This is a genomic window from Candidatus Berkiella aquae (assembly GCF_001431295.2).
Taxonomy (GTDB): domain Bacteria; phylum Pseudomonadota; class Gammaproteobacteria; order Berkiellales; family Berkiellaceae; genus Berkiella; species Berkiella aquae.
Genome location: NZ_LKAJ02000001.1, coordinates 2,563,274 through 2,578,243, shown reverse-complemented (window position 1 = coordinate 2,578,243; position 14,970 = coordinate 2,563,274). Strand labels below are relative to the sequence as shown.

Below are 14,970 nucleotides of genomic sequence, written 5' to 3'. Positions count from 1 at the left end.
TTATTAACCTTTAGACAACTAGATACTTAGCTTTGTAACTTATATTGCTGGGTGTCTTAGGACTGAATGTATGAATGCAACTGCCCACACTGAAAGTTTTGCCCAACTCCTAGAAGAAAATTTATCCAAAATGGCGATGGAGCCTGGTTCCATTTTTGATGGATTGGTTTTAAACATCAATCATGAAAAAGGCCTTGTAACTATCGATACCCCATTCAAATCTGAAGGGTATATCCGATTAGAAGAATTCTTAGATAAAGACGGTCAATTAGAAATTGCCGTTGGCGATACCGTACCTGTTGCTTTAGAAGCAATTGAAGATGGTTACGGTGAAACACGTCTTTCCAGACAAAAAGCAAAACGCCAAGAAGCTTGGAAAGTATTAGATAAAGCTTACCAAGAAGGTAAAGTGGTCAAGGGTATTATCTACGGTAAAGTCAAAGGTGGTTTCACGGTTGATATCAATTCTATTCGTGCATTCTTACCCGGTTCACTCGTTGACGTACGTCCTGTCAGAGATATGAGCCAATTGGAAGGTAAAGAGCTTGAATTTAAAGTAATCAAGTTAGATCAAAAGAGAAACAACGTTGTCGTTTCCAGACGTTCTGTTGTTGAATCAGAAAATACACAAGAAAGAGATGCATTATTAGATGGCTTGCAAGAAGGTCAAGTGATCACCGGTGTGGTTAAAAACCTCACTGATTATGGTGCATTCGTTGATTTGGGTGGTGTTGATGGTTTATTACATATCACCGATATCGCGTGGAAACGTGTTAAGCACCCAAGTGAAGTATTAACCGTTGGTCAAGAAATGCAAGTAAAAGTATTACGTTTTGATCGTGAACGTATGCGCGTTTCACTTGGCTTGAAACAGTTAGGCGAAGATCCATGGGTAGGTGTTGCACGTCGTTACCCAGAAGGAACTCGTGTTAGCGGTCGTATCACCAACATTGCAGATTATGGTTGCTTTGTTGAATTAGAAGCAGGTATTGAAGGTTTAGTACACGTTTCTGAAATGGATTGGACCAATCGCAACATTCATCCTTCTAAGATTGTTTCACCTGGTGAAGAAGTCGAAGTGATGGTATTGGATATCGACGAAGAACGTCGTCGAATTTCCTTAGGCCTTAAGCAGTGCAAAGCATCACCTTGGGACGCTTTTGCTGCAACCCACAATAAAGGCGACAAAATTGTTGGTAAAATTAAATCTATCACCGATTTTGGTATCTTCATTGGCTTAGACGGCGGCATTGATGGCTTAGTACACTTATCCGATATTTCTTGGAACACACCTGGCGAAGAAGCGGTTCAAAGCTACAAAAAGGGTGATGAAGTTGAAGCGATTGTACTGTCTGTTGATCCTGAACGTGAGCGTATTTCACTCGGTATCAAGCAATTACTCGCTGATCCTTACTCCAACTACTTAGCAGAACATGCTAAAGGGACTGTGCTCACCGGTAAAGTAACGGAAGTTGATGCTAAAGGGGCGAAAATCCTGTTAGCAGATGGCGTAGAAGGTTATTTACGTTCTTCAGAACTGGCTCGTGATCGTGTAGAAGATGCGCGTTCTGTGCTGACCGTTGGCGAAGAAGTAGAAGCTAAATTTGTTGGTGTTGATCGTAAAAATCGCACAATCTTGTTATCCGTTAAAGCGAAAGAGTCACAAGAAGAAGCAGATGCTTTACGTGACTATTCCAAAGGCGGCGATCAAGGTGGCAACGCAACTACTTTGGGTGACTTGCTCAAAGAACATATGCGTGATAAAGACGACGAATAATCAGAAGTTAGAGAACTTCTTATTAAAAAACGGCGTGGATGATGTTCACGCCGTTTTTTTTTGTTTAGAATTCATAGGATATTTCACAAAAGGAATTTGGATGAAAGATGCGAATCATTAGCTTATTGTTAACCCTCCTACTTATTATCGTAGGGATCGCTTTTGCAGCATTGAATGCGAAAGCCGTTGAAATCAATTATCTAATCGGACAAACGGAGCTCCCTTTAGCTGCTCTGCTATTGATTTCTTTGATAGTTGGGATTTTGATAAGTGTTCTCTTGCTAGGAAGCAGTATGATTAAGTTAAAGACCAAAAATAAGTGGCTAGAGAGTAAAGTAAAACGCATTCAAGATTCATGAGGTTTTAAGGACATTCGCGTTCGATATGTTGGAACTTATTTGTTTATTACTACCTATCGCAGCAGTATCGGGATGGTACATCGGCCGACGTTCTGACAGTGATCCTGAATCACTCAAAGGTAAACTGAGTGCTGATTATTACGCTGGGCTTAATTTCTTATTAAATGAACAAACTGATAAAGCGGTTGATGCATTCATTCGAATGTTAGATGAATCACCCGATACAGTTGAAACCACCATTGCTCTGGGCAATTTTTTTCGTCGACGCGGTGAAGTGGATAGAGCTATCAGAATACACCAAAACTTATTAAGTAAATCCCAATTAACCTCCAAACAACGTTCCCATATCCTATTTGAATTAGCACAAGATTATCTGCGAGCTGGGGTATTAGACCGAGCTGAATCCCTTTTATTGGAGTTAACCAATTCTTTTACTGAAGATCTAGAAAATAGTTTGCGTCATTTGATGGATATTTATGAAAGAGAAAAAGAATGGGAAAAGGCCATTGAAGTTGCCAAACGTTTAGAGGCATCAAGCGGACAAGGTTGTGCCAGAGAAATAGCGCATTACTATTGTGAATTGGCAGAAGCTAGCTGGTCTAAAGGAAAAATCCGCATTGCATTTGCCCATTTAAAACAAGCTTTAAGTTCTGATAAACATTGCGCAAGAGCAAGCTTAATCGAAGGTAATTTCTATAAGAAACTTGATAAATATAAACAAGCCTTACGTGCCTATCAGCGTATAGAATATCAAGATATTGCTTTTTTACCTGAAGCATTATTAATGATTACGGAATGTTATGAACGCTTAGAAGATAAAGAAGCTTTAGGAGAATATTTGCATTACCTGATGCAAAATGGTCCCAGTATTTCTATTGTTCTGGCGAATGCACAGCAAGTAAAAGAAAAGCAAGGTAAAGAGCATGCCGCTGCATTTTTGACTCGTCATATGCATCAATACCCATCTATGCGAGGGCTTAAGCATTTAATTGAATTCCATTTAGGGCGGGTGATGGGTGAAGTCCGTAATGAATTACTCATGTTAAAATCGTTGGTTGAACAATTAATAGAAAAAAAGCCAGTCTATCGTTGTAGTAGCTGTGGTTTTTCGAGTCGATCGCTACATTGGCAGTGTCCAAGTTGTCGAGAGTGGGCGGGAGTAAAACCCATTCAAGGTATTGAGGGAGAATGATCGTCATTTGTTAATTGAAATCCTTATTTAAGATGAAAATCCCCCGCTCGCTTCCTGCTTCGCTGCCCCCTTTTAATCAAAGGGGGCGAACGTAGGATATAAATCTGGCGGATAAAATAGGAATTAAGAAGTGAGTAGAGTAAAAACTAAACGCATAAGTAAACTAAGAAGGGATAGCCCCCTTTGATTAAAAGGGGGCGGCTCGCGGAATGCGTAGCAGACTGCGAGCGGGGGATTTTTATCTTTATTTGTCGTAAAGAAATAAATTAGAAATCTCCCATAATACTTCAAAATAAATCAGCTAACAAACTTAATGCGAATCGTATTATTGAATAGCCAACTAAATTAAATTATAATTGCCCAGCCTTAAGAGTGGAGTGTCACATGTCAGCTGTATCCAACAAAATTATCGTTGCCCTCGATTTTGAAAATGAAGCGCCACTAAATGATTTGGTCGCGAAGCTCGATCCGACTCAATGCCGGTTAAAGATCGGTAAAACCTTGTTTACCCAATACGGTCCACAATGGGTTGCTAAATTACAAGCGCAGGGATTTGATATTTTCTTAGATTTAAAATTTCATGATATTCCCCAGCAAGTATCTGGTGCTTGTTATGCGGCAGCGAAACTTGGGGTATGGATGACCAATGTGCATGCCTCAGGTGGTATTGCGATGCTCAAAGCCGCAAAAGCGGGAATTGATAGAGCAGAGCAAGAAACTGGCAAACGAACGCTGTTAATTGGTGTGACATTATTAACGAGTTTAACAGAACAAGATGCGAAGCAAATTGGTTATCAGGGCAGTATGCAAGAGAATGTGATGCGTTTAGCAACACTGTGCCATGAAGCGGGTTTAGATGGGGTTGTGTGTTCTGCTGAAGAAGCTTCCATGTTGAAAAAAGCATTTGGTCCTCAATTTCTTTGTGTCACCCCAGGGATCCGCTTACCTGAAGATAGTAAACAAGATCAACAACGGGTGATGACGCCGGAAAATGCAATAAAAGCAGGAAGTGATTATCTAGTGATTGGTCGTTCAATTACCCATGCCAAAACCCCAACACAAGTATTACATCAAATTCATGAGAGTATTGTCGCGATATGACTTGGCTTGCTTATTTAATATTATTATTCGGGCTCAGTTGTATTGGCGTGGGCATCTTTCGGGCATATGCCATTGATAAAGGCATGCTTGATCAGCCTGGTCCTCGTTCATCTCATATTGCCCCAACCCCAAGGGGTGGTGGCGTCATCTTTTTCTTTGGTTGGCTCTTATTGATTGCGGTTCTTTTTCATTATCGAGTCATTGGCGAGGATTGCTTATGGTTATTTTCGCCTGCTGCTGTCGTGGGGTTAATGGGATTTTGGGAAGATCATAAAGGATTGTCTGTTGCCACTCGATTTTTTATTCAATGTCTTTGTGCGATTGGCACGTTATTCTTCCTGCAAGAAGGAGGATATTTGCTGCAAGACTATTTGCCATTTGCAATCCCTTTACCTATCGCCTTTTTTGGCATCGTCTTTCTGATGGTATGGATGGTTAATCTTTATAATTTCATGGATGGCTCCGATGGAATGGCTGCCATGCAAGGTATTTTTATCTTTTCGATGGGCGGATTCTTCCTGTTTCAGGCACAAGGCTTTGAATTAGCGATCCTTGCTTGGGGATTGGTTGCATTATTAATGGGCTTCTTAGTGTGGAATTGGCCAGTGGCCCAAGTATTTATGGGAGATTGCGGAAGCTACTTCTTGGGCTTTTTAGTCTCTGTTTATGCTTTGGTCAGTAATCAATACTATCAAATCCCATTAGCCGCCTGGGGTATTTTGACGAGCCTTTTCTGGTTTGATGCCACCATTACGCTTGTGCGTCGTATGCTTGCCGGACAAAAATGGTATGAGCCTCATCGCAGTCATGCCTATCAACGCATGATTCAACATGGGTGGGGGCATCGAAAAGTGCTCATCGCCTCAATGTTTGTCAACGCTGTCTTAAGCGTTTTAGCATGGATTTGTGTTTACGAGCCTCGCTTGCAAGTGTTTGCTTTTGCAGGGGCTGTGATTTTCCTTCTATGTCTTTACTTGATGGTTGAAGCGGCCAAGCCTATGTTTGTACCCTTCTACAAAAATTAATACTCTTTCCATTTTGCTCTAAGGCGTTGTTGCTATCGCCCATCTCATAAAAGTCGTGTATTACGTATACACTCCTTTTCTTCGAGAGCTCGGCGCCTAGCCTAAGAGCAAACTGGTTCGAGTATTACTCATACACTTCGATAAGCGTAGCGAATCATTTGCCCACTTTGTAAAAGGGGGCGAAAGCGAAGCTTCGGGGGGATTTTAGCACTTCAATGCCGCCTTTATAACTCACTTCACGTGTATTAGATTCAATACAGCAAACTCGGTATAATTTATCTCATTATTACTGGCCGCCATCTTGCTCAAAACGAGGTTATAAAAAAATGAAAGCAGTATGGTTGCAATGGCGTAGTCGTTGGGCTGCGTTTGTGCATGATTTTCTGAGCATTCCGGTTGCTTGGTTTGGTGCATATTGGTTGCGCTTTAATCTAGATCAAATCCCACAAGAAATTTTGACGCAAGCATTATACATGCTGCCATGGGTGATTGTTTTCCAGGCTATTGGCTTTTGGGTTTTTGGACTCTATCGGGGAGTATGGCGATTTGCTTCTATCCCTGATCTAACCCGTATTGTTAAAGCTATTATCATGGGTAGCTTAATAACTTTGCTTGCGATATTTTTATCCACTCGTTTGCAAAACATTCCTCGCTCAGTTATCCCACTTTATAGCATGTTATTGTTGCTTATCTTAGGTGGTTCGCGCTTTGTGTATCGTTGGTCAAAAGATAAGCGTTACCTGACAGGTCGTGGACAACGAGTGCTGATAGTCGGTGCGGGTGTTGCAGGTGAAAGTTTAGTACGCGATTTACTACGAGATGAGAGTAGCAGTTATTTACCGATTGCTTTTGTCGATGATCGTGAACAAAAACTAGGACGTGAACTTCATGGTATTCGTGTTGTGGGTACTTGTGATGATATTCCTGAAGTGGTTAAACGTTTCACGGTTGATATGATTTTAATCGCGCTACCTTCAGCGAATGCCTCTGAAATGCGTCGAATTGTTGCCATCTGTGAATCAACACACAAACCTGCGAGAACGTTGCCAGGCATGAATGATTTAGTCTCTGGCTTAGTGTCCGTGAAAAATTTAAGAGAAATTTCATTAGAAGATTTATTAGGTAGAGATCCGGTGACCTTAGATTGGCAAGCTATCAGTAATAGCCTTGCGGGTAAGGTCGTTTTAGTCAGCGGTGGTGGTGGCTCCATTGGTTCTGAGCTTTGTCGGCAAGTGATGAAACTCGAACCGAGTCATCTCATCATTGTGGATAATAGTGAGTACAACCTATTTTGTGTGCAACAAGAATTGCTCAGCAAATTATCTCACGATAAAACGCAAGTTCACTTTCAGTTAATTGATGTTTGCGACATGTTTGCTATTTCAAGATTACTGACCCAATTTAAAGTACAAGTTATATTTCATGCCGCAGCTTATAAGCACGTACCTTTGCTTGAACCGCAGATACGTGCGGCAGTAAAGAACAATATTTTAGGTACCTATAATTTGGCTCAAGCCGCTGCTTTAGAGCAGATTGAAAAATTTGTACTCGTTTCAACTGACAAAGCCGTCAATCCTACTAACGTGATGGGGGCGACCAAGCGGATTGCTGAATTAGTCTGTCAGTATTTTAATGAACGGTTTTCCACCGCATTCATCACGGTGCGTTTTGGTAATGTCTTGGGATCGAGGGGCTCAGTTGTTGAGACTTTTCAACAACAATTAGAAAAAGGTGGTCCATTGACGGTAACTCATCCTGAAGTGATGCGTTACTTCATGACAGTCCAAGAAGCAAGCCAATTAATATTGCAAGCGCTTACGATAGGTGCAGGTGGTGAATTATTTGTGTTGGATATGGGTGAGCCAATCAAAATTCGTTACATGGCAGAGCAAATGATTAGGCTAGCGGGCAAACGAAAAGACGAAGATATTCGAATCGAGTATGTCGGCTTAAGGCCTGGTGAAAAATTATTTGAAGAGCTATTCCATAAGCGAGAACAACTTGCTTCAACTTCTCATAATAAGATTTTGAAGGCACATCCGCGTGTTTTAGAGAAGAAGTTTGAAAAAAGTTTACTGGCATTACAAGTTGCGGTGAATGAATGTCAAGAACAGGAAATATTCCGCATTATTAAAGAGCTTGTGCCGGAATTACGCCATGCACGCCAAGTGAAAAATACACTCACTCAAGCGACATCAGAGCAAACTGAAACAATGGTTTAAAAGGAAGTAACATGCAAGAAAAACAAGTTACAAAGGCTATTTTCCCTGTTGCAGGATTAGGCACGCGCTTTTTACCTGCAACTAAAGCAAGTCCTAAGGAAATGTTGCCGATTGTTGATAAACCATTGATTCAATATGTTGTTGAAGAAGCAGTGAAAGCCGGTATTACTGAATTAGTGTTTGTGACAAGTAGTTCTAAAAGAGCAATTGAAGATCATTTCGATACCAATTATGAACTTGAACAACGTTTGCAACAACAAGGTAAAACAGAACTCCTTGAAATGGTGCAAAACATTGTCCCTAAAGGCGTAGATTGTATTTATGTCCGGCAGCCTCAAGCATTAGGGCTAGGACATGCCGTACTTTGTGCAAGGCAGGTAATTGGTGAGCATCCTTTTGCCGTTTTATTAGCAGATGATCTTATTGATGCCTCCGTCTCTTGTCTTGAACAAATGATGACTTGTTATCATGAAACCCATGCGAGCGTCATTGCTGTTCAAGAAATTGCCAAAGCAGATTCAGAGAAATATGGCGTGATTGATGTTGCAAAAAATTGGTCAGGTCAAGGTCCGATTAATGCGATTGTCGAGAAACCAAAACCAACGGAGGCACCTTCACAATATGGTGTTGTTGGACGTTATTTACTCACGCCCGAAATATTCCATCATCTAGCCAAACTGCCACCAGGACGTGGGGGTGAAATTCAATTAACCGATGCGATTGCACGATTATTAAACGAACAAAAAGTAATGGCTTTAGCATTTGATGGTACTCGCTATGACTGCGGCAGCAAGCTTGGATATATGCAAGCGATGATCACATTAGGTTTAAAACATCCAGAACTTGGGGCAGATTTTAAACATTACCTGCAAAACTTGATCTTCTAAATATCTCGGTATCAGGTATATTCAATTGTATAGTGCAGTACACCCTGTTATGATTAGTTTGTTAGCTTGATTTTTTTTCAAGAGCGTGCAAACTCACGGGGGGATATTGAAATGGCCTTTTTGATGAATATCCGCGAATTTTTTCAAAGACTCTTCAAAAGTAAAAGTACTCCAGTAGAACAGCATTTAGAAACAGGGAAGCTCGAACCCAAATATTGGCAAGAGGTGATTGATTTTAGAGAACGGCTAGAAAAGGTTATCAAAGAAAATACCATTGATGCTGATAATATAAGCAGCGTTAACCAGCGCGTTCTCGATTTCTTAATTGAACAAATTAATACCAAAGGTTCTATACCTACCGTTCCAGAACGTTATAACGCACTGAATATCTTAGTAGATCGAATGCTAATTAGTTACCAAAGTAAAATTGTGGGTTTAAAAAAGGGCGTCACTACCCATACAGATTTTACCGATGCGGTGAATGCTTTTAAGCTTCGACTGAAAGAACGTGAACAAAAAGAATTGACAGAAAATAAACCTCGCTAATATAAATTCGTGTAAGTCTACGCTTCTTGGGAACTTTTAGCGAAAAAATATATCTATTTATTATCTGTACCGTAATAATAATCATCAGAGGGTACCATGGTAGATGATATCTCATTGGCAAAAGCGACTGCGTTAGAAAAAGCAAATTATGTTCTTGAACAGGTAATAGAGTATGCCGAAGGAAATGACAACTTTGTCATGGAAGAAGGCATATTCAGGTTATCAGGTGAGGTTCCTCAAATCGATGAGCTTTATCAACGAATGAAAGCGGATCCCACCGTTGTTAATTTTCAAGATGAAGAAAAGTTTATACAGCAGCATCATAATGTGACAGGATTATTGAAACGTTTTGTGCGGGACGATAATATGCAATGGTCAGATGAAGCAGCTCAAATATTGAAAGAAGAATTGACTAGTCAACAATTTGATTTTGAAAAAGCCATTAAACAACTCCTTGAAAATAATCATCTTGAAGAAGCAAAAATGCTTCACAATGTACTTTATATTGGCCGACTTATTTCCTTACAATCTGATCACAATAAAATGTCTCCTCACAATATGTTTCTCATTTTTAATCCGTTGCTTATTAAAATGGCAAAGATTGATGTAGCATTAGAAATGGAGTTAAGTAAAGCGGCTAGTGTTTCGACTAAAACAGATTCAATGGGCTTTCATAAGCAAAATGCAGAGGGTAAATCTATCTATGGTAAAACTTTTGATGAAACCCATCCGGATGCAGCAGCAAAAATATCACAGCAGCATAAAGAAATACCCAATAGACAAGTAACTCCAACCACAAAACCAAAAGCATCATCAGGCTTTAATCTGGGTTCTTTGCTAAAATCTGCTGGGAACTGGCTTACTAAAATCGCACTTCCTGCAGTAAAAAATTTCTTTACCAAGTCAATTCCGAGCTTTTTTAAGAGAATGACAAACAGAAAAGGCAATGAATCAACGACTAATCAATCACAGCCACAAGTAGTTGAAATAGAAGTGAAGCAGCCTGAAGTTAAGACACAAACAGAAGTAAAAACACCAGAAACAACACCATGGCAAGCGGTAAAACAGCGACAAGATACCGAAGTTAAAATTGAAATAAAACAAGACTCACCCTTGACTCCTGCAATACAATCGCAAACTCGCCCCGAGCCTATCGTACCGCAACTTGATAAAGAAGAGCAATCGCCAAAGAAGAAAGCGCTAGCATTTTTTAAGCAACGTGAAAAATTAGGCAACACTGATCCGGTTCCTAAAACTTCCAGCATTGAACCAGAAGAAGCAAAACATGCGGGATTAGCAAAACAAAGAGGCTTAGACCATTTTAAAGGATTGTTAGAGAAGACATTAAGTCAAGATGCAACCCGCCCCAAAAAACCAGGTGGAAAAATGTAAACACCTAAAACATGGATGTTTTTCCAATCATGTTTTTAACAGATGAAATAATCTTCAACTGCAGTTAATGCAAACTAAACCAACACCGATAAAAAATAAGCGATAGAGCCTCTTATTCATTATAGCGCTATCGTTGTGCCCATCGGTTGCAGTCTATGTTATAAGCAAGCAAGCCCGATGTTTTGGCATTGTTATGTTGAATACTGTAATTCTTTATAAGAATGTTGGATTAAATGATGGAAACCATTGATAGTCAGGGTAATGAAACAATGCCTGTTATTAAAATGGGTAAGCGTTTAACTATTCATCACGTGGCATCCCGCCATCAAGAATGGACAGCACAATATCATGCAAAGCAACTCACTATCGATGCAAGTGAATTAACAGAGATTGACAGCTCTGGATTGCAATTACTTTGTTATGCGGTGAATTGCGTGCAATCAAATAATGGAATAATACAATGGCAACCAAGTCCATCGGAATTTTTACTTCAACAAATTGAATTATCAGGAATGAAAAAAATATTGTTAGGAGAATCGAAATGATTCGAATTCTTACGGTAGATGATTCTAAATCAATGCGACAAATGATTGCGTTTACTTTAGAGAGCGCTGGCATTGAAGTTATTGAGAAATCTGATGGATTAGAAGCATACGAATGGGCAAAGCAAAATGCGGCTCCTGATTTAATACTCGCAGATATCAATATGCCTAATATGGATGGCATAACATTAATAAAAAAATTGAGAGAAATGCAAGAATATAAATATATTCCCATATTGGTTTTAACAACCGAGTCATCAAAAGAGAAAAAAATTCAAGGTAAAGAAACAGGTGCGACGGGTTGGATTGTTAAGCCTTTCGATCCAGAGCAATTAATAAATACTATCAATAAAGTTGTTGGTCTCAAAAAACAAGGTTAACGATGAGTATAGATATTTCTAAATTTCATCATGTTTTCTTCGAAGATAGTTTGGAGAATATAGATACTGCAGAGCAAGCACTTTTAAATGCTGATCTGCAACATGTTGATATTGAAACCATTAATACCATATTTCGTTGTGCTCATTCTATTAAAGGTAGTAGTGGTATGTTTGGTTTCACCAACATAACACAATTTACCCATGTGATGGAAAGTTACTTAGAAATTGTCAGAAATAAGGAAATACTTCTTAATCAAAAAAGTATCGATTTACTATTAAAAAGCCTTGATTGCTTGCGAAATATGTTAACTGACAAGAAAAATAATAAAGAAAACAAAGACAGTAAACATAAAGAAATCGAAGATGAAATTAATTTATTAATTAAGGCGGCTGAGAATTCAGAACTAAGCGATGCGGAGCCTACCTTTCAACAAAAAAAAATGGATCAGATATGGAAAATCTATTTCAAGCCACATTTAAAAATATTTCAAAATGGTGATGATCCATTAAGAATTATTAGATTGTTGGCAGAGTTAGGGGAAGTACAATCAGAAGTTGACATTAGCGGATTGCAAGAATTAGACAAATTCTATCCAGATGAATGCTATTTGGCATGGAACATTTTGCTTGATACCAATAAGAATGAAGAAGAAATCAGACAATATGCATTTGAGTGGGTAGAAGATCAGAGTACCATTCATTTTCAGGCTATTGACGACAAAGCTACTTCCAAATCAAATAATGAAAAAAATCAGAACATATTAAATATCAACAAGAATAGCGATATGCAATCTGTAAGAGTCAATCTAGAAAAGATTGATGAACTTGTTAATATTGTTGGTGAATTAGTGATTACCCAATTGATGTTGGCTGAAACGTTCAGAAATTTTGACATCACGAAACTGGAAAATTTTAAACGGGGATTTTCTCAGTTAGAGCAAAATTGTAGAGAACTCCAAGAGAAAGTAATGAGCATTAGAATGATTCCAATAGGGAATGTATTTAATCGCTTTAATCGCATGGTAAGGGATTTAAGTCAAGAATATGGTAAATCAATAGAATTGAAAACTTCAGGTGAAACAACAGAGCTTGACAAAACATTATTAGAAAAAATAGTTGACCCTCTTATTCATCTTGTTCGCAATGCAATTGATCATGGAATTGAAGTGCCGCAAGAAAGAAAACGTTGCAATAAACCTGAAACGGCAACACTGCAGCTGGAAGCCTTTCATCAGGGTGGGAATGTTATTATCAGAATAAGCGATGATGGAAAAGGACTTAATCAAGAGAAAATCATTAGTAAAGCGAAAGAAAAAGGGCTTATTGAAGAAAATGAGAATTTAACCAATGATGAAATCAATGCATTGATATTTTACCCTGGAATCTCTACTGCAGATAAAATAACTGATATTTCAGGTAGAGGGATGGGGATGGATATCGTACGCAAAAACATAGAATCATTAAATGGTAAGATAACGGTATCTTCGATTTCTGGAAAAGGAACTATATTTACGATTCGCTTGCCTTTAACGCTTGCGATTGTTGATGGGCAATTAGTGAAGATTGGTGATTCGATTTATATTATACCGCTTATCAGCATGATAGAAACAATAAAAATAAAAAAACAATCCATCAATAGAATAAGCAATAATATAGAAGTTTATAATTTAAGAGGAAATTTTATTCCTATTATTCGTTTATATGAATTGTTTAATCTTGCTCATGATTTTCAAGATTTAGAAAACCACTTTTTGGTGATTGTTGAATTAAACCAACAATATTATGGCATTGTTGTTGATGAATTGCTGCAGTTACATCAAGTGGTAATAAAAAATATTGAAAATAATTATGGTCAAATCAATGGTATATCTGGTGCTACGGTATTAGGAGACGGTACAGTTGCACTTATATTAGATGTAGAAGGAATTATTCAAAGTCTAGAGCAAACTCGGTCTAAAACGGTTGCTTAGGAGTATATATGACATTACAACAAGACTTTGATAAACAGACTGAAACAAATAATAGTTTTCAGCAAAATAATCAGTATTTCACCTTTATTCTTGATAATGAAGAATATGGTGTCAATATTCTTCATGTTTTAGAAATTCGAGGTTTTGAAAAAGTTACTGCTATTCCCTCTGCACCAGAATACATTAAAGGCGTCATTAATTTGCGAGGCAATATTATCCCGGTTATGGATTTGCGCGAGCGATTTAAGATAGAACCCATTCCTTATAATCGGTCGACAGTATTGATTGTGATACAAGTGGGAGAAGATAAATTAAAAAAGAGAATGGGTGTTATCGTGGATGCAGTATCGGATGTTTATAGTATTGATCCTAGCCAGATTCAACCGCGCCCAGAAGCTTGTAATACATCAGGACAAGAATACATTTCAGGATTGGTGCCAATTAAACAAAAAAATACAGAAGATAAATTAGTGATCTTATTAGATGTCAGTAAGTTGTTAAATTTAAATATGTTGCCTGGAACAATAAATGAAACGAGTGACACATGAAAAAAATTAAAGTTGTCATTGTTGATGATTCCATTGTTATTCAAACGGTGCTATCCGCTATTCTAAATAGTGATCCTGAAATCATTGTAGTTGGGCTAGCCGATAATCCCATTGTTGCCAGAAGCATTATAAAAACACTAAAACCCGATGTGTTGATATTAGATGTTGAAATGCCTGAGATGGATGGTTTAACTTTTTTAGAAAAATTAATGAGACTACATCCTCTTCCGGTCGTGATGTGTTCTGTATTTACGCCACATTGTCGTGAAGTCACCATAGAAGCATTTAGATTAGGCGCGACCGATGTTATTAGTAAGCCTATTCTTGAAAGTGACCATCAAGATATCATTGCTAAAATAAAAAACGCAGCGAATACGAAGATAAATACGTCATGTCTGCATCAAGAAAATAAATTAAAACCATTACAGAGCACGCCAAGTGTTGATGCGATAAATAACTATGTATTTGCTATAGGTGCATCGACTGGTGGTATCGAAGCGTTAAAGCTAATTTTCGATTCTCTACCTAAGAGTATGCCCCCCATCATTGTTATTCAACATTTACCTAATGGTTTTGTTGACTTGTTTGCGCAACAAATTAATAAAACATCAAAGCTAATTGCCAGTGAAGCACAAGAGGGTGAAAAATTAAAGCCAGGTCATATTTACCTTGCTAAAACCGGTTTGCATCTTGAAATTGAACAAAAAGATAACGAAAAATTTATACGATATCGAGAGTTTTCTAGCATTAATGGCCACAAACCTTCTATTGATGTCATGATGAAAAGTGTTGCAGAAACGGCAGGCAATAATTCAGTGGGAATCATATTATCAGGAATGGGTTCTGATGGCGCAAATGGTATGTTAGCACTTAAAAATGCTGGTGCTATGACCATTGCACAAGATGAAGAGTCTTCTGTTGTATGGGGCATGCCCAAAGTGGCTATTGACTTGAATGCGATAAAGTATGTGTTACCTTTGCATAAAATCCCACAGAAAATGTTGGAATGCATAGGGGCTGTTAGTTAAG

Annotated in this window: 14 protein-coding genes; all 14 read left to right on the top strand. The window is 38.4% G+C overall.

What is annotated here, in order from left to right:
• Positions 1 to 70 precede the first annotated feature (70 nt).
• The 14 genes from rpsA to HT99x_RS11265 all read left to right on the top strand — a co-directional run bounded on the left by rpsA (position 71) and on the right by HT99x_RS11265 (position 14,969).
• A complete protein-coding gene (gene rpsA, locus HT99x_RS11330) occupies positions 71 to 1,777 on the top strand; it encodes a 30S ribosomal protein S1 (RefSeq protein ID WP_075064809.1) in 1,707 nt (568 codons plus the stop codon).
• A 107-nt stretch (positions 1,778 to 1,884) separates the two neighbouring features.
• Positions 1,885 to 2,136: a lipopolysaccharide assembly protein LapA domain-containing protein gene (locus HT99x_RS11325; protein ID WP_075064810.1), complete on the top strand. Its 252-nt coding sequence runs from the start codon at positions 1,885 to 1,887 to the stop codon at positions 2,134 to 2,136.
• A gap of 25 nt (positions 2,137 to 2,161) precedes the next feature.
• A complete protein-coding gene (gene lapB, locus HT99x_RS11320) occupies positions 2,162 to 3,328 on the top strand; it encodes a lipopolysaccharide assembly protein LapB (RefSeq protein ID WP_075064811.1) in 1,167 nt (388 codons plus the stop codon).
• A gap of 384 nt (positions 3,329 to 3,712) precedes the next feature.
• The gene (gene pyrF, locus HT99x_RS11315) at positions 3,713 to 4,429 is read left to right on the top strand and encodes an orotidine-5'-phosphate decarboxylase (protein ID WP_075064812.1); all 717 of its coding nucleotides are present in this window, start codon (positions 3,713 to 3,715) and stop codon (positions 4,427 to 4,429) included.
• Positions 4,426 to 5,454 (top strand): MraY family glycosyltransferase, encoded by a 1,029-nt coding sequence (locus HT99x_RS11310; protein WP_075064813.1) that lies wholly within the window; start codon positions 4,426 to 4,428, stop codon positions 5,452 to 5,454. Before pyrF ends, HT99x_RS11310 begins: the two co-directional genes overlap by 4 nt.
• Before the next feature lie 326 nt (positions 5,455 to 5,780).
• A complete protein-coding gene (locus HT99x_RS11305; protein ID WP_075064814.1) occupies positions 5,781 to 7,676 on the top strand; it encodes a polysaccharide biosynthesis protein in 1,896 nt (631 codons plus the stop codon).
• An 11-nt stretch (positions 7,677 to 7,687) separates the two neighbouring features.
• Positions 7,688 to 8,563, top strand: coding sequence for a UTP--glucose-1-phosphate uridylyltransferase GalU (gene galU / locus HT99x_RS11300; protein ID WP_075064815.1), 876 nt, complete (start codon positions 7,688 to 7,690; stop codon positions 8,561 to 8,563).
• 111 nt (positions 8,564 to 8,674) lie between these two features.
• Positions 8,675 to 9,109 (top strand): hypothetical protein, encoded by a 435-nt coding sequence (locus HT99x_RS11295; RefSeq protein ID WP_075064816.1) that lies wholly within the window; start codon positions 8,675 to 8,677, stop codon positions 9,107 to 9,109.
• Between the two features lie 96 nt (positions 9,110 to 9,205).
• Positions 9,206 to 10,501, top strand: coding sequence for a RhoGAP domain-containing protein (locus tag HT99x_RS11290; RefSeq protein ID WP_075064817.1), 1,296 nt, complete (start codon positions 9,206 to 9,208; stop codon positions 10,499 to 10,501).
• Between the two features lie 233 nt (positions 10,502 to 10,734).
• Positions 10,735 to 11,046: an STAS domain-containing protein gene (locus HT99x_RS11285; RefSeq protein ID WP_083482742.1), complete on the top strand. Its 312-nt coding sequence runs from the start codon at positions 10,735 to 10,737 to the stop codon at positions 11,044 to 11,046.
• Positions 11,043 to 11,423 carry a response regulator gene (locus HT99x_RS11280; RefSeq protein ID WP_075064819.1) on the top strand — a complete coding sequence of 127 codons (381 nt, stop codon included), beginning with the start codon at positions 11,043 to 11,045 and terminating at the stop codon, positions 11,421 to 11,423. Before HT99x_RS11285 ends, HT99x_RS11280 begins: the two co-directional genes overlap by 4 nt.
• 2 nt (positions 11,424 to 11,425) lie before the next feature.
• Entirely contained in the window at positions 11,426 to 13,393 is a 1,968-nt protein-coding gene (locus HT99x_RS11275) for a chemotaxis protein CheW (protein ID WP_075064820.1), read from the top strand.
• Between the two features lie 8 nt (positions 13,394 to 13,401).
• Complete coding sequence (locus tag HT99x_RS11270; protein ID WP_075064821.1) at positions 13,402 to 13,941, top strand: chemotaxis protein CheW; 540 nt, start codon at positions 13,402 to 13,404, stop codon at positions 13,939 to 13,941.
• Positions 13,938 to 14,969 carry a chemotaxis-specific protein-glutamate methyltransferase CheB gene (locus HT99x_RS11265; RefSeq protein ID WP_075064822.1) on the top strand — a complete coding sequence of 344 codons (1,032 nt, stop codon included), beginning with the start codon at positions 13,938 to 13,940 and terminating at the stop codon, positions 14,967 to 14,969. The genes HT99x_RS11270 and HT99x_RS11265 overlap by 4 nt, the downstream gene beginning before the upstream one ends.
• Position 14,970: the final 1 nt, after the last annotated feature.